13 protein-coding genes and 1 pseudogene are annotated in these 19,413 nt (G+C 67.5%); 5 read left to right on the forward strand and 9 right to left on the reverse strand.

The window, feature by feature from the left end; translation table 11 throughout:
• Window positions 1–3 precede the first annotated feature (3 nt).
• Complete coding sequence (locus JR065_RS10885; RefSeq protein ID WP_241093547.1) at window positions 4–1,041, reverse strand: YeiH family protein; 1,038 nt, start codon at window positions 1,039–1,041, stop codon at window positions 4–6.
• A 71-nt stretch (window positions 1,042–1,112) separates the two neighbouring features.
• On the opposite strand from JR065_RS10885, the gene JR065_RS10890 reads away from it, so the two are divergent.
• A complete protein-coding gene (locus JR065_RS10890; protein WP_206234172.1) occupies window positions 1,113–2,012 on the forward strand; it encodes a LysR family transcriptional regulator in 900 nt (299 codons plus the stop codon).
• A gap of 752 nt (window positions 2,013–2,764) precedes the next feature.
• Here the strand turns inward: JR065_RS10890 and JR065_RS10895 are convergent.
• The 5 genes and pseudogenes from JR065_RS10895 to JR065_RS10915 all read right to left on the reverse strand — a co-directional run bounded on the left by JR065_RS10895 (window position 2,765) and on the right by JR065_RS10915 (window position 10,214).
• Window positions 2,765–4,360 carry an alkaline phosphatase D family protein gene (locus tag JR065_RS10895; RefSeq protein WP_206234174.1) on the reverse strand — a complete coding sequence of 532 codons (1,596 nt, stop codon included), beginning with the start codon at window positions 4,358–4,360 and terminating at the stop codon, window positions 2,765–2,767.
• Between the two features lie 10 nt (window positions 4,361–4,370).
• Window positions 4,371–7,304, reverse strand: coding sequence for a TonB-dependent receptor (locus tag JR065_RS10900; protein WP_206234175.1), 2,934 nt, complete (start codon window positions 7,302–7,304; stop codon window positions 4,371–4,373).
• A gap of 139 nt (window positions 7,305–7,443) precedes the next feature.
• Window positions 7,444–8,479, reverse strand: a pseudogene (locus tag JR065_RS21880) (FecR family protein).
• Window positions 8,476–8,991: a sigma-70 family RNA polymerase sigma factor gene (locus tag JR065_RS10910; protein ID WP_206234176.1), complete on the reverse strand. Its 516-nt coding sequence runs from the start codon at window positions 8,989–8,991 to the stop codon at window positions 8,476–8,478. Before JR065_RS10910 ends, JR065_RS21880 begins: the two are co-directional and overlap by 4 nt.
• A gap of 347 nt (window positions 8,992–9,338) precedes the next feature.
• A complete protein-coding gene (locus tag JR065_RS10915; protein ID WP_206234177.1) occupies window positions 9,339–10,214 on the reverse strand; it encodes a hypothetical protein in 876 nt (291 codons plus the stop codon).
• 377 nt (window positions 10,215–10,591) lie between these two features.
• Here JR065_RS10915 and JR065_RS10920 point away from each other — a divergent pair, with 377 nt between their 5' ends.
• Together JR065_RS10920 and JR065_RS10925 are read left to right on the forward strand one after the other, a co-directional pair.
• Window positions 10,592–11,005 (forward strand): hypothetical protein, encoded by a 414-nt coding sequence (locus JR065_RS10920; protein ID WP_206234178.1) that lies wholly within the window; start codon window positions 10,592–10,594, stop codon window positions 11,003–11,005.
• A gap of 106 nt (window positions 11,006–11,111) precedes the next feature.
• Complete coding sequence (locus JR065_RS10925) at window positions 11,112–11,573, forward strand: GNAT family N-acetyltransferase (protein ID WP_206234179.1); 462 nt, start codon at window positions 11,112–11,114, stop codon at window positions 11,571–11,573.
• A gap of 24 nt (window positions 11,574–11,597) precedes the next feature.
• On the opposite strand, the gene JR065_RS10930 is transcribed toward JR065_RS10925, so the two are convergent.
• On the reverse strand, window positions 11,598–12,842 hold the full coding sequence (locus JR065_RS10930; protein WP_206234181.1) for an MFS transporter: 1,245 nt from the start codon (window positions 12,840–12,842) through the stop codon (window positions 11,598–11,600).
• 104 nt (window positions 12,843–12,946) lie between these two features.
• Here JR065_RS10930 and JR065_RS10935 point away from each other — a divergent pair, with 104 nt between their 5' ends.
• Together JR065_RS10935 and mutS are read left to right on the forward strand one after the other, a co-directional pair.
• The gene (locus JR065_RS10935) at window positions 12,947–13,912 is read left to right on the forward strand and encodes a cupin domain-containing protein (RefSeq protein WP_206234182.1); all 966 of its coding nucleotides are present in this window, start codon (window positions 12,947–12,949) and stop codon (window positions 13,910–13,912) included.
• An 852-nt stretch (window positions 13,913–14,764) separates the two neighbouring features.
• Window positions 14,765–17,335, forward strand: a complete 2,571-nt coding sequence (gene mutS / locus JR065_RS10940; RefSeq protein WP_241093548.1) for a DNA mismatch repair protein MutS — start codon at window positions 14,765–14,767, stop codon at window positions 17,333–17,335.
• A gap of 126 nt (window positions 17,336–17,461) precedes the next feature.
• On the opposite strand, the gene JR065_RS10945 is transcribed toward mutS, so the two are convergent.
• Complete coding sequence (locus JR065_RS10945; RefSeq protein ID WP_206234184.1) at window positions 17,462–18,118, reverse strand: glutathione S-transferase family protein; 657 nt, start codon at window positions 18,116–18,118, stop codon at window positions 17,462–17,464.
• A gap of 58 nt (window positions 18,119–18,176) precedes the next feature.
• On the reverse strand, window positions 18,177–18,872 hold the full coding sequence (locus JR065_RS10950) for a helix-turn-helix transcriptional regulator (protein WP_206234185.1): 696 nt from the start codon (window positions 18,870–18,872) through the stop codon (window positions 18,177–18,179).
• Window positions 18,873–19,413: the final 541 nt, after the last annotated feature.

The raw sequence follows: 19,413 nt of genomic DNA on the forward strand, positions 1-19,413 counted from the left end.
AGGTCACGGCAGACACACGATCGCCACCCCGGCAAGGCCGCCCAGCGCCAGCAACGACAGCGCGCCGGCGGCCAGCACCCTGCCCCCGGCCGCCAGCACCGTGCGCAGGTTGACCGACAGCCCCAGCGCCGCCATCGAGACCAGGGTCAGTCCCGTAGCGGTGGATCCGGCTGCCGCCAGCGCCGCCTGCGGCAGCAGGCCGGCCGAACGCAGCGCGACCATGGCGGCGAAGCCGACGATGAACCACGGCAGCAGCCGGCGCAGCGGCACCCGGCCGACGCCGGACCGCCCGCTCCGCAGCCCGAGCAGCAGGATCACCGGCCCGAGCATCAGCACCCGCATCAGCTTCACCAGTGCGCCGATCTGCGCGCTGGCCGCGCCCACCGGCAGGGTCGCGGCCAGCACCTGCGGCACCGCGTAGACGGTCATGCCGGCGAGGATGCCGTAGCGGCGCGGGGTCAGTCCGAACAACGGCACCGCCAGCGGCAGCGCAAGCACCACCACGATGCCCACCGCGGCGGTGAACGCGATCGAGGCGGCGACTTCGTCCGACCCGGCCTCGATCACCGGCGCGGCGGCGACGATCGCCGAGTTGCCGCAGATCGCGTTGCCGCAGGCCACCAGCGTGGCCAGCCGCTCGCTCAGGCCGAGCATGCGGCCGATGCCGTAGCCGGCCACGAGGGCCGCCGCCACCACGGCGGCGACGGCGAGCGCGAGCAGCAGCCCGGCCTGGCCGATCGCAGCGAAGCTGATCGATGCCCCGAGCAGCACGATGGCCGCTTCCAGCAGCGTGCGCGCGGCGAAATCGATGCCGGCATGCAGGCGCGCATGCACGCCGCAGAACGTGCGCGCCAGCGTACCCAGCACGATCGCCAGCACCAGCGCCTCGACCCAGGGCCGGCCGAACAGCGACAGCGCGGCGCGCTCCGCCAGCCACGCCAGTGCGGCGACCACGGCCGACAATGCCAGGCCCGGCACCACCTCCCACCAACGCTTCGCCCCGCCCATGCCCGCCACCGTCCACCGAAGTGCGCACAGCATGCGCCGGCGCATCCTTCCATTCCATCGCATAGTTATGGATAGTTCGTTCGCCAAAACCGAACGATCGCGCCATGACCCTGGAACAGCTCGCACTCTTCGTCGCCGTCGCCGAACGCCAGCACCTGACCCTGGGCGCGCAGGCGGCGCACCGCACGCCCTCGGCAGCCAGCGCCGCGATTCGGGCCTTGGAGACCCGGTACGGCGTGGCCCTGTTCCACCGCGTGGGCCGCGGCATCGAGCTGACCGCCGCCGGCGCCGCGTTCGCCGACGAGGCGCGGGCGATCCTGGCGCGCACGCACGCCGCCGAACTGGCATTGAGCGAATGGCGCGGGGTGCTGCGCGGCACGCTGGAACTGCATGCCAGCCAGACCGTGGCCAGCTACTGGCTGCCGGCGCGGCTGATGGCCTTCCATGCGCGCTATGCGCAGATCGAGATCCGCCTCAGCGTCGGCAACACCGAAAGCGTGGCGCGCGCGGTCGCCGAGGGCCGTGCGGAACTGGGCTTCGTCGAAGGCGGCGTGCGCGACCCGGCGCTGGCGTTGACCGCGCTCGCCCAGGACCAGCTGGTCGTGGTCGCCGCGCCGGCGCACCGCCTGGCCGGACGCCGCCGGATCGCGCTGCCGGCGCTGGCGTCGGCGTGCTCGTGGATCATGCGCGAGCCCGGCTCAGGCACCCGCTCGGCGTTCGAAGCGGCGTTGCGCGCGGCGCGTGTCGAGCCGGACCGGCTGAGCGTCGCGCTGACCCTGCCGTCGAACGAAGCGGTGCTGTCGGCGGTGCTGTCCGGACACAGCGTGGCCGCGGTCTCGCAGCTGGCGGCCGCGCCCTGGCTGGAGAGCGGACGCCTGCAACGCGTGGGCGCGGCGCTGGGCACGCGCACCTTCCATGCCGTGCGCCATCGCGAACGCGCGCCCAGCGCCGCCGCCGCGGCATTGCTGGCCATCGACGGCGACGGGATCGCGGCGATCGTCTGACGCAAGGCACGATACGACGTTCAGTGCATGCAGAATGCCCAGCGCGGCTTCATGGCAAGCTAGGCACATGCTGGTGCCGTCGATGGAGCGTTGGTACGCAATGACAAAGAGACAAGGGTGGACCCTAGCCGCAATGCTGCTTTTGACATCCTGCACTTCCTTGCCAGGAGACGACAGGTCGGCCGCCGTGCGCTCGATCGAAGGCCTACATCACGAATCGGCGGATGCCTGCTTTGCGCGCTGCAACGACGCGTTCGCAAGTTGCCAGGCTGTTCCCCATGACCTTGGGACTTGCACGAGCGAGGCGACGCGCGGCAAGCAGGCTAGCTGCGAGCAGATTTCCGATCCAGCTGGGCGAAGCAGGTGCATGGCAGAGGCATTCGATTGCCAGGTACGTGGACGCGGGGACGACTGCAGTGTTCAGCGCAGCCAATGCGTCGCCAGATGCGGCAATTGATTGCTTGAGGTCGGTTCGCCCGGAGACCCGTCCTCTTCCGATTGGTCGGTGCTCTTGGTCAGATTGCGGACGTTCCCGGAGGTACCGCGCAGGTGCCTGCCAGCTACGGATGCGCTGCGGCCGACGGCGTAGCCGTGGCTCGACCCGACCGAAACGACGTGGCCCGACGCCGTTTCCGGATTCCCCCGGCCCAGTGCAGGGCTGACTGAAGTGCACGCATGCATACTTCCAGGCAGGTGATTGCGGCATAGACCCTGCTGCCTCCTCTTGGTCGACGGGCGCGCAGGCACCCGCCTCAGGCCTCCTGCAACCCCGGCCTGCCGTGCTCGATGGCATAGCGCTTCCAGCTCTGCAGCGTGCCGTTGGGCTGCATCACCCGGTCCAGCGTCTTCATGTCGCCGATCCAGGCGTCACGGGTCACGTCGCACAGCACATAGCCGCGCTTGTCGGTGGTGGCCTTCAGGTGCGGGCTGTGCCGCAAGGTGCTTTCGGCCATCGCATCCACGCCCAGGCCATCGGCGCCGGAGGTGATCGACGTGGCGAGGAACTCGCTGGAGATGATCCCGGAATCGGCGTTGTCCTGGACCAGGTCGCCGGCGTAGTGGCGGTGTGCGTCGCCGCAGGCGGTGACCACGTTGCCGAAGCCGACCCGCTGGATGTGGTCGAGCAGGCGGCGGCGGCTGTCCAGGTAGCCCGACCACTGGTCGTCGGACCGTACCACCTCGCCGTCCTTGTCCCGCGCGTAGTTGCCCAGCGACACCTGGTGGGCGATGGTGTGCCAGCGCGGCGCGGCGTCGGCCAGGCCGTCGAACAGCCACCGTTCCTGCCTGGCCCCCACGATGCTGCGTGCCGGCGATTCCACCTGCTCGCGCAGCGCCATGTCGACCTGCTTGCTGCGGTACTGGCGGGTGTCGAGCAGGTGCAGGTCCATCAGGTTGCCGTAGCGCGCGCGCCGGTACAGCTGCATGTGGCCATCGCGCGGGAACGACGCCCGCCGCAGCGGCATGTTCTCGTAGTAGGCCTGGAACGCCTGCGCCCGGCGCAGCACGAACACTTCGCTGGGGGTGTCGTCCTGGTCCTGCGCGCCGGCCCAGTCGTTGTCCACTTCGTGGTCGTCGAAGGTCACGAACCACGGCGCCGCCGCGTGCGCGGCCTGCAGGTCCGGGTCGGACTTGTATTGCGCGTAGCGGCGCCGGTAGTCGTCCAGCGTGTAGATCTCCGGACCGACGTGGTTGCGCAGGTTGGTGAACGGCCGGCCGTTCATCGTGCGCACGCCTGGCCGGGTTTCGCCTTCGTAGATGTAGTCGCCGTAGTGGAAGACGAAATCCAGCGGCTCCTCGGCGATGCGCCGCCATGCGGTGTAGTGGCCTTCCTCGTACTGCTGGCAGCCGGCCACCGCGAAGCGCACGCGGTCCACTCTGGCGCTCGCCGCCGGCAGGGTGCAGGTGCGGCCGATCGCGCTGGCGTAGCCGCCGACGCTGAAGCGGTACCAGTACGGCCGCCCGGGATCCAGCCCGTCCAGTTCCACATGCACCGCGTGGCCCAGTTCCGGATGGGCCAGCGACGAGCCCCGCCGCACCAGCCTGCCGAACCCCTCGTCGGCGGCCACCTGCCACTCGATCACCATCGGCCGCGCCGGCATCCCGCCGCCGTACACCAGCGGCTCGGTCGCCAGCCGCGTCCACAGCACGACGCCGTCCGGCGACGAGTCGCCGGACGCCACGCCGAGGGCGAACGGCGTGCTCGCGAACCGCGGCGAGGCGAGCAGGTTGCGCGGGCTCAAGGCCTTGGCATCGGTCTGCGCCGCCAGCGCCGATGCGGTGCCCATCCACGCGCCGAACGCGGAAAGGCCGGACAGGGCGAGGAATCGCCTGCGATTGAACGTGCTCATGGCGATCGCCTCAGTTGTAGATGATGTGGAAGTAGAAGAACCGGCCGTAGTCGTCGATCTCGGTGCGGAAGCGGCCGTCGGGGCCGGTGCTGTAGGTCGGCTGCGTGTTGAACAGGTTCTTGGCCTCGTACTTCAGCGTCACGTGCTCGCTGATCTTGTGGCTGAGGGCCAGGTTGAAGGTCGTGTACGGGTCGTAGTACGAATCCAGCCATTGCGTATCGCCGAAGTCGACCAGCATGCGGCTGCGGTAGGTGCCGGACACGCGCAGCTGTGCGTCGTGCCACGGCATGCGCCAGATCAGCGAGCCGTTCAACGACCAGTCCGGCTGGTACAGCAGGCGGTCGAGACGGCGTTGGCTGCCGTCGCTGATCCGGTAGTCGGTGCGCCCTTCCAGCCGGGTGGCATTGAAGTACATGTCCAGGCGCTGCGCGCCCCAGCGCAGGTTGCGGTTGGCGACGGCGAACTCGACCCCGCGCAGCGTGGACTCGTCGGTGTTCATCGGCTGGGTCACCCGGTAGCGGACGTCGCCGATGTCCTCGAAGGTGGTCAGGGTGTAGATGTCGTCCTTGATGACCTTGTCGAACAGCGCCACCGAGACCAGGCCGTTGTTGCCGTTGAAGTACAGGTCCCAGGCCAGGTCGAGGTTGGTGGCGCGGCGCGGTTCCAGGCCGGCGTTGCCCTGCTGGATCGTGCAGAAGCCGCCGCCCTGCCCGTCGTCGCCGCAGCTGGTGCTGGTGGCCTGGGCGATGTGGCTGGGCGTGGGCCGGCCAAGCGTCTGGCTGGCCGAGAAGCGCAGGCGCTGGTCCTCGGTGAGCTTGAAGGTGGCGTTCAACGACGGCAGCAGGTTGTCGTAGCCGCCGCCGGCCTTGCGCAGGTCGGCGGTGTAGGTCGTGCCGCCGTCGGCGCTGAAGGGGCTGAACGCGTCGAAGCGGGTGTGGTCGTAGCGCAGCCCGCCGATCAGCAGCAGCCGGTCCCAGGCGTAGTGCGCCGAGACATAGGCGTTGGCGATGTCCTCGACGTACTTGTAGTCGCTGCTGAAGTCGGCGTTCGGGTAGGCGGCGTCGTTGTCGCCCAGCGTCGGATACAGCTGCTGGCTCCACTTGCGGTTGTCGATCAGCGGAAAGCCCGGCACGGTGCCCAGCAGGGTCGAGCCCGGGTACAGGTAGTCGTTGAGCGTGGCGCTGGTCTTGTAGTAGTCGAAATCGATGTCCTGCCAGATCTTCAGGTGGCGGTATTCGGCGCCGGCGGCGACGCCGAAGCCGCGCGCATCGGCGCCGATGTTGTGGGCGAAGTCCACGCGCAGGTTATCGATGGTTTCCTGCGCATCGCGCGGGGAGATGTAGGCCTGCGCCGGATTGAGCTTGAACGCCGAGGTGGTCAGCAGGCTCGGATCGGACACGCCGACCGCATTCGGGAAGCCGTGGCTGTCGTTGGCGTAGTCGACGAACAGGTTGCTCGGGTAGGCGCGCACGCCCCAGTAGACCTGGGTGTTGTCGAACGTTTCCTCGGTGTGGCCGGCACGCAGGGTGAGCCTGGACGCCTCGCCCACGTCCCAGTCGAAGCGGGCGATGGCGCCGCGGTTGTTGCGGTCCCAGCGGTCGTGCCGGTTCTTGATGTAGATGCTGTTGATCTGCGTGGTGCCGCTGTCCTCGGTCTGGTTGCGGATCGGGAACTTGGCGTTGGAGTACAGGTCGGTCTTGTTCATGGTCGAGTTCTCGTAGAACCGGTACGAGTACAGCAGCAGCGAGGCGTAGAACGGCTCGTCCGACGGCTTCCACTCCAGCTTGGCCGAGCCGCCGAAGTTGGTGATGTAGTTGGTGTAGGTGCCGGTGCTGAAGTTGCCCGGCGCGCGCAGGCCGTTCCAGCCGGCCGCCTCGCTGGGCTCGGTGCTGCCGTCGGTCAGGTACTTGCCGGCATCGTCGAAGTAGTAGTTCGATTCCACCCAGCGCTTGACGCTGTTGCGCGAGCGCTGCTCGTAGCGCGCCACCGCCACGATGCCGAACTGCTGGTCGGCGCCGAACTGGTTGGAGAACACCGCCTTGGCGCTCTTGCCGAAGTGGCCCAGCGTCTTGTGGTCGCCGCCGGCGCTGCGGCCGACGTCGGTTTCGGCGGTGGAGTAGATGCCGGCGACGTCGGCGAACACGTACCTGCCCGAACGGTCGAAGGCGCTGCGGCTGATGATGTCGATCACCCCGCCGATGGCATCGGGCGCCTGCTCGGCGCTGAAGCTCTTGTAGATGTCGGTGCGGGTGCCGATGTCGCTGGGAATCAGCTGCAGGTTGTTCATGCGCTCGCCGGAGCCGCTGCCGCCCACGCTGGCGATCGCGATGCCGTCGATGGTCGTGTAGTTGAGGTTGGCCTGCACGCCGCGCACGGTCACGTAGCGCGGCTCGCCGGCATCCTCCACCGCGCTGAGCCCGGGCGCGGCCATCAGGCTCTCGGCCAGCGTCTCGTCGCCGTAGCTGTCCATCTCGTCGTAGATCACCGAGTCCTTGATGACCGGCGAGGTCCTCTTCTGGTCGATCACCTCGTGCGCGGCGATCACCTTCACCGTGCCCAGCGTGGGCGCGACCTTCGCCTCCTCCTCGCGCGGCTTCGGCGCGGCCGGCTTGGGCGCGCTGCCTGCCGGGGCGGGATCGATGGCGATGACGTTGCCGTCCACCACCGAATAGTTCAGGCCGGTGCCGGCCAGCAGCGCGTCCAGCGCCTGCTCGACGGTGATGCCGCCCGGCACCGCGGCGCTCATGCGCGGATTGCCGGTCGGCGAGTACAGGAACTGTACGCCGGAGCTTCGCGAGAGCTGCTCCAGCGCGCGGCTCAACGGTTGCGCGGCGATCGGCGCGGTGACACGGGCTTGCAGGCTGGCGGGCGTCGCCGCGTGCGCGTGGGCGAGCAGACAGGGGGACAGTGCAAGGACGATCGACAGGTAGAGCGGCTTGCGCATCACGGTTCCTTGGAGGAGAGAGGACGGCTGGCGCCGCGTAGCAGTCGACGGCGGCTTCTCCTAAGAAAGAGCGGGAAAACGCGGAAGTGGAGAACGCAGATTCGATGAAATTTTTCTGACAGCGTCCGAAGCGTCGCGCTCAACGGCTGGAGACCCTCACCGTGTCGCCGTCGCGGCGGACGGAAAAACGCGGGTCGCGCTGCAGAAAAGCCTGCAGCGCCACGATCCGGTCCGCGTCCAGGCTGCCGGACAGGCGCGCCGAGGCGGCCGCCTCGTCCTCGACCACCACCTGCACCTTGTTGTGGCGATTGAACGCCACCGCGACTTCGTCCAGGCGTTCGTCGAGAAAGGACACCTTGCGCCGCTGCCAGTCCAGCAGCATCGACGCCGGCATGTCGAGCGGCCGCACCGCGCCGCTGCCGTGATCGACCAGCACCACCCGGCCGGCGTCCAGCCGCGCCAGGCGCTGCTCGTGCGCGCCGCTGCTCCAGACTTCCACCTCGCCGGACATCACGCCGATCCGGGTGCCCTGCAACCGCCGCGATACGTCGAACGGTGCCGATGTCGCGGATGCGCAGGCCATCGACCTGCACCTGGAACGGGCGCCGATCGGCGGCGATGTCGAAGCTGGCCTCGCCCTGCAGCAGCTCCACGCGCCGCGCCAGCCAGCCCATGCGCACGCGCACCACGCTGTCGGCGTTGAGGCGCAGTTGGGTGCCGTCGGCCAGCGTGAGCACGCGCAGCTGCCCGTGCCCGGCGGCCAGCAACAGCGGCTGCGGCTGCAGTTGCGGCAGCAAGGCGGCCAAGCCCAGCGCCACGCACGCCGCGGCGGCGGCCGCCTTCCAGCCACGGCGCGAGCGGCGCACGGCCGGTGCGGCCGGTCGCGGCGCGGCGGAGAACAACGGCACCACCTTGGTGGCCGGTTCGCGTGGGCCATGCGCTGCCTGGCCAGCAGCGTCTCCGTCCTGCTGCGCCTTGCCCATGGCCTGGCCCACCTGGCGATGCAGGTGCAACGCGCGCAGGTACTCGCGCACATGCTCGGGCGAACGCTGCATCCAGCCCAGGAACGCCAGGCGCTGCGACTCGCTCAGCGTCGTCTCGCGATTGAGCAGGAACCAGCGCGCCGCCTGCTCGGCCAATGTGCCTTCCATGGAGGTCGGCTCCTGCCGGTTCACCTGTCCTCCCGGGCGCCCAGCGCCTTCCTGCAGGCTTCCAGGCCCTTGCCGATGTGCTTGCGCACCATGTGCACGGACACATCCAGCTGCGCACTGATCTGCGGACACTCCAGTCCATCGCGATAATGCAGTTCCATCATCCTGCGGGTGGCCGGCGGCAGTTGCGCGATGGCGCTGCGGATCTCGCCCCAGCGCTGCCGGCTTTCGAACGCGCCTTCGACGTCCTCTTCGCTCTTCAGCACTTCGGCCAGCAGTTCGACATCCTCCAGCGGCGGCAGCGAAGAGCGCGAGCGCGCGTGCTCGCGGGCCAGGTTGGCCGCCACGGTGTACAGATAGGCCTCGGGATTGGCGACGGCCTCGGCGTTGTCGCCGGTGCTGCGCAGCAGGCGCAGGTAGACCTCCTGCGCCAGGTCCTCGGCATCCTCGGTGTGCGAGCCACGTCGAAGAAAGAAGCCACGCAGCAGGCGGTGCCGCAGTTCGTAGCTCTTCTCCCAGATCCTCACGCTGCTCACGACAGATCGACCGCACCACCCATGGAAACGGCCGATGTTCCCGCTGCAAGATGACAACGCGGTTGCATCGCGGCGTTGTCGCAATGCGATGGCAATGCGAACCCGCATCGTGCGGCGTCCTCTGCCCAGCGCCGGACCCGCTGGGCGCGCGCTGACTTGCAGCGAACATCGGGCGAAACAACTACGCCAAGACACTGAAGCAAGCCGCGTGATCCGCCGCTTCTTGGCGTCCGTTCTTAGGGGGCAGGTTCAGCCTGTCCTTGCGGTCGGGACAGCGAAGCTAAGGTCCCTTTAAGAGGCCCAGCGCTGGTGGAGGCGCAAACCGTTGAACACCCGTCCGTCCCAGATCACCCCCTGGGGACAGCGGCCATGGAAAACGCCGTTGACCAGCTGTAATCGTGAAGATTCGTCTTTGCAATCACGTGGTAGCCCGCTTTTTCGAGTTCCGCTGCCCAGGCGTCTGCGGGTTGCTCATAATTTGACGGAACAATGGACCGGAGTTGCCCCAGCAGCATTGGCGCAAGAAAGCCCCCGGCTACAAGCGCAGCGTTCTGGCCATACTCCGCTGCAGCGCGTTCATAGCGCTGAGCGAGCGACTTGTAATAGACCACGCTTCCAGATGTAAGGACCGGAACATCGAACTCAACGATGACAAGCCTCGCCACATGCCCGGCCAAGGTTGCTAATGCCTGCTCACGCGCCTTCGTCTCGATTGATTGGAGCGCGAATGTGGATTGAGCCAAATCCCAGCGATCTTCCGCACCGATATCTCCGGCAAACTCCTCCAATGTCATACGATGCCCGCGGGCAAAAGGCAGAGATGCAGTGAGATTGCCCAAAAGCACGTCATTGGGCTCAACAACGTCAAGCCGTCCAGGCACGTGCGCGCTGGAAGTAATCGCAGGGATCAGCGCCATGCCATCACCCGCGCCGATATCTAGCAACGTGCTTGGCCGAACAGCGTCGTAAAGCCTGGCCAGATCGGCGCTGACCGCGGCGTATAGCGCAAGGTTGCCCCCACCGCGAATAAACACCTCAAAGGCGCGCGGTTCGTCGTAGGCGTTGCGAGAGCAGCCCTGATTGAGGACACCGCTTAACGCACGCCCCATGATGGATCCTTGCTGCGCAGCCCGTTCGAGCAGGCGCCTACTCTCTGCGACGTCTTCAGAACCCAGGGCAGTCAACGCATCGGCAAGAACGTCACCAGAGGCAACTTTACTCATACTTCTCCACCTCATTTTGGTCTGGAGGAAGACGCCGCTTGGGGTAAAAAAAGTAAGCTGGGGCATGGATTGGATCGGTGTATGCACCGTGCTCCCAGGAGCGATAGCGCCAGGGCATCACGTCTTCTAAAACGTGATGCGTGAGCTGGGCAAGTTGCCGAATCCTACCATGCTGGCGCGTAGCCGCTCGACCCGCGGATGCGCGTGGAGACGTGGCAAACCTTCCATTCGCTGGGCGAGCAACGCCTGCAGTTTGAGACCGCAATGCTGGCGCTCGCGAGAGCACCATGGTGAAGTGATGGTGCATCACATTGAGGCAATCCATACATGAGCACAGTTTGCCGAGCCATCGGCTTCTATCTCCACAACACGCGAGCATGACCACCGCCATGGAACGTATCCATCCCGTCCGAACTCTGGTGCTTGCCTCGCTTGTGGCCATCTCGCTTGCAGGATGCGCGGCAGGTGATCCCGTCGCGAGCCGGCCTATCGAAGGTCCTGTGCGTCTGGGAGAAATAGCGGCGGTCGATGGGCCCAAGGTGCGTCCTGACCGCGTCATCGAAGACAGCCGTTGCCCGGCCGACGTTCAATGCATTCATGCTGGGCGGCTGATCGTCAGGGCGACCGTGCTCGGTGGCGCCTGGTCCAAGCAGATCGATCTCACGCTGGGCGTTCCTGTCCCTGTTGCCGATGGCATGTTGACGCTGATGGATGCCACCCCCGTGCCCATCAATGGGAACGCCGCGGCATCCGCCGCTCGCTTCACCTTCAAGTTTCAGGGCGGCCGCTAGTCGAAGTAATCGACTGTTCTGAACACGACTTTTAGTCAACGCTGGTGAACCGCTATCGCAATCAGTCCTCGTTCACAGCGCGCCTGTCTGAGGCAAACTTAGCGGTATGGACGCAATTCGGACCTACAGCCCTCACCATTTCGATGCCTGTCTGGCGTTGTTCGACGGCAACGTTCCGGCGTTCTTCAACGCTGAGGAACGCCCCGACTTCATGCAGTTTCTAACGCACCATGCAGCGGTCTGGCATTACCAAGTCATTGAGCGTGCGCGTGAAGTGGTTGCGTGCGCGGGCTACTCAATCAGCACGGATGGCACGATGGCAAGCCTCTGCTGGGGCATGGTCCATCCGAAGCTGCATCGGCAAGGCTTGGGGACAATGCTGCTCTTGGCTCGGCTGGAAGCCCTGCGCCTGAGGCCGGACGTCGAGCAAGTCGTGCTGGACACCAGCCAACGCACACAGGCCTTCTACGCTCGCTTTGGCTTTGTGGTGAAGCAAGTAGTGCCAGATGGCTATGGTGCGGGCTTGGACCGGTGGGATATGGCGCTCGACCTGAAGGCGCCGGCATAGCGCTGCTCAGAGGGCTGATGACAGCTAGATGTGAAACGCCGGACCTGCCGAGAGCGTCGGCGAGCTCACCCTGACTCGGAACGCAATGAGCAGGCTAGCGAGGAGCATCACGGCGGCGGCGACCACAATCACGGCAAGGATGCCGCCCGCTCCAAACACTAGTCCGCCCAAGGCGGCCCCCGCCGCGATAGAGGACTGCACAGCGGCGACCACCATCCCGCCGGCACTCTCGGCCTGGTCGGGCACCGCACGCGCGACCCAGCTCGACCAGGCAACGGGCACGCCACCGAAGGCCAGGCCCCAGAGCGCGACCAGGATCGATAGCCCGCCAACGCCCACCGGCAACAGGACCATGCCGAGCGCGGCTACGCCGACCAAGGCAGGCATGATCACCAAAGTGACTTTCAAACTGCGCTCCATGAGCCAGCCGGCCAGTAGTGTGCCGACAAAGTTCGCCACGCCGAATCCGAGCAGAATCAGCGCCAGGCCATCAGCGCTCATCTGCCCCAGGCTCTCCAACGTTGGGCGGATATAGGTAAAGAGCGAGTATTGGCCGGTGTGCGCCAGGACGCAGCCCAGCATTCCCACCGCAACGCCTGGCCGGCGCAAGAGCCCCACCACCGACTCTGGGAGTGCCGCCTTGCGCGGGGCCATTCGGGGCAGCGTGAACCACTGGAACGCAAAAGTGAGTCCACCTACCGCCGTAGCAGCCCAAAAGGCGCTGCGCCAGCCCAGCAGCCCTCCCAGGTAGCTCCCCAAAGGAACGGATACCACCGTGCCGACCGCAATCCCGCTGAAGATGATTGAAAGCGCGCGAGGCACGCGCTGCGGGGGCACCAGCCGCATGGCCACGGCCGCTGCCATGCTCCAGAAACCGCCCAGCGCGACGCCCAGAAGGACTCGCATCACCAGGAGGACTCCCATGCTGGAAGACAGCGCCACCAAGGCGTTGGAGAGGATCATCAGACCCGTGAAACTCAACAGCACCCGGCGCCTGTCTATCGAACGGGTCAGCCGAGGCACAAGCAGGCCAGCGAACAGGGCCACCACAGCAGTGACCGTCACTGCTTGACCGGCCAGCGCCTCCGACACACCCAGATCCGCCGCCATCGGCGTCAACAGGCTGGCAGGCAGATATTCGGCCGTGAGCAGCCCAAAGACACCCATGGCCAGCGAAAACACGGCCACCCATGCCGATGAAGACGGCTCCCCGCTACCCCATGCCACAGAATCAGGCGCGTCTGCGGCATCAACTACGTCATTACTCATCAAAGATCCCAGTGCAATCGTGCAGCCGAGAGTCTATGGAGCCAAGTCAGGATGATCTATGATTGTCTGACCTGCATTTTTGATCGAAACCCCGGGCCGCCCCAATGAGCCACGCTCCACCCCAGCCCACCGATCTGATCAGCCAGTTGCTGACCGGCATGCGGTTGCATGGCGTCCAATACCGACGCATTCAGACCGGGCCGACCTTTGGGCTTGGATTTCCCCTGAAGCCAGGGCATGCCTACTTCCACTACTTGGCGGTGGGCAATGCGATTCTTCGTGGCGCGGACGGCAGCCAACACCTTCTATCCGCCGGGGATGTCGTGCTTCTTCCCCGCGGAGAAGGACACGCGTTGTTGTCTGGCGAGGACCATCCAGTCCGGTGCTTGGAAACGATAGACGCAGCCCCACTGGGTGACGCGGTGAGCGGGATAGACACGTGCCCGAGCACACATCCCGTGCCAAGCGCTGTGCTCTTCCACGGATGCATGGTGTTCGATCTAGGTGGCATGCATGGGTTGAGCAAGTTGATGCCGGCTGTGATGCTGGCCGATGGCAACGCGGCTCAGTTTCCTGGGCTGTTGCCGATGGTCGACGCGATGAAGCGCGAGGTGTGCTCCGGACGTATTGGATTTGCAGGAATACTCGCCCGGCTGGCGGATGCAGTCGCCGCCATGATCGTCCGTGACTGGGTCGAGCGCGGTTGCGAAGGGGCATCAGGCCTGGTCATGGCCATGCGCGACCCTCGTCTATCGCTGTCGTTGCTTGCCCTACACAGAGACCCCGGGCGCGATTGGACCGTCGAAGCGCTGGCTGCAGAATCAAACGTCTCAAGATCCGTGTTTGCCGATCGGTTCCAGAGCGTCATTGGAACCGCGCCCCTGCGGTACGTAACTGAATTGCGAATGCAATTGGCAAGTCAGTGGTTGACACATCAAAGCCTATCGATAGAGGTAGTGGCAGAGCGTCTCGGCTACGCGTCGCAGGCAGCTTTCAGTCGCGCCTACAAGCGCGTCATGGGGCACTCTCCTGGCGCGACTCGGCGGGAGCGCCGCTTGGCCTCGCCATAGGAGGCCCGCCAGGGATCCAATTGGACCGCACCATGGACGACCGACGCAGATTCTCGAACGCCTGGTGGATCTGTCGATCCGTCAGCCGGAGGATTGCTTTGTCTGCGAGCCCAACCTCAGCGCGTGCAAACCGCGCCAAGCTGTCCTGGACTGCGCGGACGCTGGCCGGCTTGGCCTTCTTGTTGCGGACCCGCTTTTCGAATCTTCAATTTAGGCAACAAAGCAGTCAGCCAGCGTGACTCCCTTCAGCTCGACCAAGTGTTCGCTTCGTGCCTCCTGCCGAGACGGGAACTCCCCCGTCTCCCGAACGATGGCCAACTTCTGCCGTGCCGCCTCGTAAGCCTGCTCAGGGCCCATGTCGGTCACGCTTCAGCGCGCCGAACGCCGGCCGGGCCCCAGCACACCACTTCATAGGTCGTGCGGGTAGTGCCCACGTAGAAGCCGAAGCCAGTCGGGCCTTGGTTGCCGTCCAACACCCGATAGGACTTTCCAGCCTCTGCGGCCGGGCGCGGAGCGATGACGCCCCTACCCTGCTTCCCCTCGGCCGGACCCTTGGCCACGCTCAGTTCGCAGATTTGCTGGTAGGTCAGCTTAAACTTGGTGCCTCGGCGACGTGGGGCATCAGCCTCCGTCGCAACAACCGTATCCATGGTCGATCCGCACTTTGTCCGTCGCAACATCGATTTGATCCCGTTTGAGTGACCGCCGCAACAGCGGCGCGACAGAAAACACCGTTACTCGCCGTCAGTGACCCGGATTGACCGCTACAGACCGTAGGAAGGCTTCTTGCAAACCCCTGATTCCAAAGCGAAACCCTCGTCATCCAATCCCACTGCTGAGCACACCCCGCTCATGAAGCAGTTCTTCGCCGCCAAGTCCGAGTACCCGGACCTGCTGCTGTTCTTCCGCATGGGCGATTTCTACGAGCTGTTCTACGACGACGCGCGCAAGGCGGCGCGGCTGCTCGACATCACCCTGACCCAGCGCGGCAGTTCCGGCGGCGCGCCGATCCCGATGGCCGGGGTGCCGGTGCATGCGTACGAAGGCTATCTGGCACGGCTGGTGGCGCTGGGCGAATCGGTGGCGATCTGCGAGCAGATCGGCGATCCGGCGCTGGCCAAGGGCCTGGTCGAACGCAAGGTGGTGCGCGTCGTCACCCCGGGCACGGTCACCGACGAGGCGCTGCTCGACGAGCGCCGCGACACCCTGCTGATGGCGATCGCGCGCAACAGGCAGGGCTACGGCCTGGCCTGGGCGGACCTGGCCGGCGGCCGCTTCCTGGTCAACGAGGTCGACAGCGAGGACGCGCTGGAAGCGGAGCTGGCGCGACTGGAACCGGCCGAACTGCTGGTGCCCGACGAGGACCAGTGGCCGGAGTTCCTGCGCGGACGCAGCGGCGTGCGCCGGCGCGCGCCGTGGCTGTTCGACGCCGACAGCGGCCGCCGCCAGCTGCTGAACTTCTTCCAGGTGCACGACCTGTCCGGTTTCGGCCTGGACGACGACGGCTCGGGCAAGGGCCGGCGCGCGGTCGCCGCGGCCGGCGCGCTGCTCGGCTATGTCGAGGAAACCCAGAAGCAGCGCCTGCCGCACCTGAGCTCGATCGCGATGGAGACCGCCGGCGAGGCGATCTCGATGAACGCGGCCACGCGCCGGCACCTGGAACTGGACACGCGGGTGGACGGCGACACCCGCAACACCCTGCTCGGCGTGCTCGACAGCACGGTCACGCCGATGGGCGGGCGCCTGCTGCGGCGCTGGCTGCACCGGCCGCTGCGGCTGCGCGAGGTGCTGGTGCAGCGCCACCACGCGGTCGGCATGCTGATCGACCGCGGCGCCGATGCCGAGCTGCGCGACGCGTTCCGCGCGCTGGGCGACCTCGAACGCATCCTCACCCGGGTGGCGCTGCGCTCGGCACGCCCGCGCGACTTCTCCACGCTGCGCGACGGCCTGGGCCTGCTGCCGACGGTGCGCGCGATCCTGGCGCCGCTGGATTCGCCGCGGCTGGCCGCGCTGGCGGCCGAGCTGGGCCAGCACGACGAAGTCGCGCACCTGCTGGCCTCGGCGATCGCCGAGCAGCCGCCGCTCAAGCTCAGCGACGGCGGCGTCATCGCCGCCGACTACGACGCCGAACTGGACGAGCTGCGCCGGCTCAGCACCCACGCCGACCAATTCCTGATCGACCTGGAAGCGCGCGAACGCGCCAGCAGCGGCATCGCCACGCTGAAGGTCGGCTACAACCGCGTGCACGGCTACTACATCGAGATCAGCAAGGGCCAGGCCGACAAGGCGCCGGTGCACTACACGCGGCGGCAGACGCTGACCAACGCCGAGCGCTACATCACCGAGGAACTGAAGAACTTCGAGGACAAGGTGCTGTCGGCGCGCGAGCGCGCGCTGTCGCGCGAGAAGCTGCTGTACGAAGCGCTGCTCGATACCTTGGGCGAACGCCTGGAACCGCTCAAGCGCGCCGCCGCCGCGCTCAGCGAACTGGACGTGCTGGCCGGCTTCGCCGAACGCGCGCAGGCGCTGGACTGGGCCAGGCCGGAGCTGGAAACCGCGCCGTGCCTGCGCATCGAGCGCGGCCGCCACCCGGTGGTGGAGGCGGTGCGCGAACAGGCGTTCGAGCCCAACGACCTGGACCTGCACCCGGACCGGCGCATGCTGGTGATCACCGGCCCGAACATGGGCGGCAAGTCGACCTACATGCGCCAGAACGCGCTGATCGTGCTGCTGGCCCACATCGGCAGCTACGTGCCGGCCGCGCGCGCGGTGATCGGCCCGATCGACCGCATCCTCACCCGCATCGGCGCCGGCGACGACCTGGCGCGCGGCCAGTCCACCTTCATGGTGGAGATGTCCGAGACCAGCTACATCCTGCACCACGCCAGCGCGCAGTCGCTGGTGCTGATGGACGAGATCGGCCGCGGCACCTCCACCTACGACGGCCTGGCCCTGGCCGACGCGGTGGCGCGCCACCTGGCGCACCACAACCGCTGCTACACGCTGTTCGCCACCCACTACTTCGAGCTGACCGCGCTGGCCGACGAATCGGTCGAAGGCGGCGCCAGCGGCATCGCCAACGTGCACCTGGACGCGGTCGAGCACGGCGACAAGCTGGTGTTCATGCACGCGGTCAAGGACGGCCCGGCCAACCGCAGTTTCGGCCTGCAGGTGGCGGCGCTGGCCGGCCTGCCCAAGGCCACCGTCGCCCAGGCGCGGCGGCGGCTGGCCGAGCTGGAGCAGCGCGGCGGCGAGAGCCACGCCTCGCAGATGGCGCCGCAGGCGCTGGACGCGCCGCAGCAGTTCGGGCTGTTCGCGCCCACGGCGTCGGCCGCCCAGGAAGCGCTGGCGGCGCTGGACCCGGACGAGCTGACCCCCAAGCAGGCGCTGGAGGCGCTGTACCGGCTGAAGGCGCTGCTGTAGCGCGGCGTGCCGGCTGCCGCCGCGACCGGGCGATATCCCCGGCTTTAGCCCCTCTCCCACCGGGAGAGGGGTTGGGGTGAGGGTCCGCCCGCACAGCACGCACCGCCGCGGGCAGTCCGCATCCCGCTAGGCCGCCGCCGGCGCCACGCTCGCCGGCATGTCCGGATTGGGATGCGCCGCGGCCAGCGCATCGTCGAGCGCCTTGGCCCGCAATGCCGCCGGCCGCGCGATATGGCGCTGCGCGAAGGCGGCGAATGCCGGACGCGGTTCGAGCACGCCGATGCGCAGGTAGAACCCGAGCACCGACGCCGCATACAGGTCGGCCGCGCTGAAGCGGTCGCCGGCCAGATGCTCGCGTCCCTCGAGCGCCTGCTCCAGCGTGCGCAGCAGGTCGGCCTCGCTGCCGTAGCCGGCGCTGCGTGCCGGCGCCAGCGCCCCGGCTTCCTTGGCGGTGAGCAAGGCCTCGACCGGGCCGGCCAGGAACGCCAGCCAGCGATAGTAGTCGGCCCGCGCCGGCGAGCCCGGCGGCGGCGCCAGTTGCCGCTCCGGCACCAGGTCGGCCAGGTAGGCGCAGATCGCCACGTTCTCGGTGACCACGGCGCTGCCGTGGGTCAGCGCCGGGACCTTGCCCATCGGGTTGATCGCCAGGTACGCCGGGGCCTTCATGCTGGTGCCGTAATCGAGGATGACGTCGCGGTACGCCAGGCCGGTTTCCTCCAGCATCCAGCGCGCCAGGCGGCCGCGCGACAGCGGGTGGGTATAGAGCACGATCTCGGGGGACATGGGCAGACTTCCGTGGTGGACAGCCTGCAGTCTGGGCGTGCCCTGCTGACATCCGCTGTCAGTAGTCGGCGCGGTAACCGGTGGCCGCGCGCCAGCGCTTGATCAACAGATGCCGGCGCGAGGGATAGCGCTCGCCGTCGTCGGCCAACCCCTGCACCCGGTCGGCGCGGAAATGGCGGAAGTCCCCGCGCAGCTCGCACCACGCCGCGATCATGCCGTAGCCGCCGAGGAAGGCCATCGCGAACGGCCAGATCCGTCGCTGCGATGCCGTTCCATCGGCGTCGGCGTAGTCCATCCGCAGCACGTGTTCGAGGCGGACGCCGCGGCGCAGCACCGGCAGCCACGGCGCAGGCGGTTGCGCGGAGCCGGCGGCGGGCACCAGCAGCCCGCTGGTCTCGATCGACGCGCGCAGGTTGCCCGGCAGCGTGGCCGCGATCCGCGCCATCGCACGCTGCGCCGCCTGCGCCAGTTCCGGGTCGGCCTGTTGCGCCACCCAGCGCGCGCCCAGGGTCAGCGCCTCCAGTTCGTCCTCGCTGAAGTTCAGCGCCGGCAGCAGGAAGCCGGGACGCAGCACATAGCCCACGCCGGGATCGCCGAGGATGTCCGCGCCCTGCGCGCGCAGGGTCGCGATGTCGCGGTACAACGTGCGCAGGCTGACGCCCAGCGCGGTGGCGAGCTGGGCGCCGGCCACCGGGCGGCGGCGTCCACGCAGGGCATCGAGCAGGTGCAGCAGGCGAGTCGCGCGGATGGCCATCGCGACAGGATAGTGGGTTTGCTTCCCTGGCCCACCGTCATCGCGCTCGCGCAGCGCGCGGTCGACGCGGGGCGCACACGTCGGGCAGCATCCAGGCCAGGCCAGGCGCAGTCGAAGGGCGAGGCAGGCACGGGGCTGAAAACACGACCCTCGCCGCCTCACGATGCGCCTCCTCGCTGGCGCCTTCCCCACGCATCTAGCGCGGCTTGGTCGATTGCGCATCCACGTCATATCCGCAGCGGCGGGCCGGGTCTACGATGGCGCGCGAATGAGTCTGGCGATCGGGTGAGCCTATCCCCTCGGTAGCTTTATTCAATTTCTATCGATAATCCGAAATCGATAGTCTTCACATACCGAATGCACGAGAGCCCGCCATGCGCCCGCCATCGAACATCGCCCGCGACCGGCGGAAAGCCCGCTGCTTCCGATACCGCCCGCAACCCCACTGCGCCACCGAGGCGCGGCGCAATGCCGCCGCGCCCGCCGGTGATCGCTGAAACCTCCTCGCCCCATCACGCCCCCGCTTACCCGCCATCGGCAC

It is taken from the genome of Xanthomonas sp. (assembly GCF_017163755.1).
GTDB lineage: Bacteria > Pseudomonadota > Gammaproteobacteria > Xanthomonadales > Xanthomonadaceae > Xanthomonas_A.

What these genes read in the sequence shown, in the direction of transcription:
- JR065_RS10885 (WP_241093547.1), bottom strand. Translation starts at nt 1,041, where the DNA reads ATGCTGTGCGCACTTCGGTGGACGGTGGCGGGCATGGGCGGGGCGAAG.
- JR065_RS10890 (WP_206234172.1), top strand. Translation starts at nt 1,113, where the DNA reads ATGACCCTGGAACAGCTCGCACTCTTCGTCGCCGTCGCCGAACGCCAG.
- JR065_RS10895 (WP_206234174.1), bottom strand. Translation starts at nt 4,360, where the DNA reads ATGAGCACGTTCAATCGCAGGCGATTCCTCGCCCTGTCCGGCCTTTCC.
- JR065_RS10900 (WP_206234175.1), bottom strand. Translation starts at nt 7,304, where the DNA reads ATGCGCAAGCCGCTCTACCTGTCGATCGTCCTTGCACTGTCCCCCTGT.
- JR065_RS10915 (WP_206234177.1), bottom strand. Translation starts at nt 10,214, where the DNA reads ATGAGTAAAGTTGCCTCTGGTGACGTTCTTGCCGATGCGTTGACTGCC.
- JR065_RS10920 (WP_206234178.1), top strand. Translation starts at nt 10,592, where the DNA reads ATGACCACCGCCATGGAACGTATCCATCCCGTCCGAACTCTGGTGCTT.
- JR065_RS10925 (WP_206234179.1), top strand. Translation starts at nt 11,112, where the DNA reads ATGGACGCAATTCGGACCTACAGCCCTCACCATTTCGATGCCTGTCTG.
- JR065_RS10930 (WP_206234181.1), bottom strand. Translation starts at nt 12,842, where the DNA reads ATGAGTAATGACGTAGTTGATGCCGCAGACGCGCCTGATTCTGTGGCA.
- JR065_RS10935 (WP_206234182.1), top strand. Translation starts at nt 12,947, where the DNA reads ATGAGCCACGCTCCACCCCAGCCCACCGATCTGATCAGCCAGTTGCTG.
- mutS (WP_241093548.1), top strand. Translation starts at nt 14,765, where the DNA reads ATGAAGCAGTTCTTCGCCGCCAAGTCCGAGTACCCGGACCTGCTGCTG.
- JR065_RS10945 (WP_206234184.1), bottom strand. Translation starts at nt 18,118, where the DNA reads ATGTCCCCCGAGATCGTGCTCTATACCCACCCGCTGTCGCGCGGCCGC.
- JR065_RS10950 (WP_206234185.1), bottom strand. Translation starts at nt 18,872, where the DNA reads ATGGCCATCCGCGCGACTCGCCTGCTGCACCTGCTCGATGCCCTGCGT.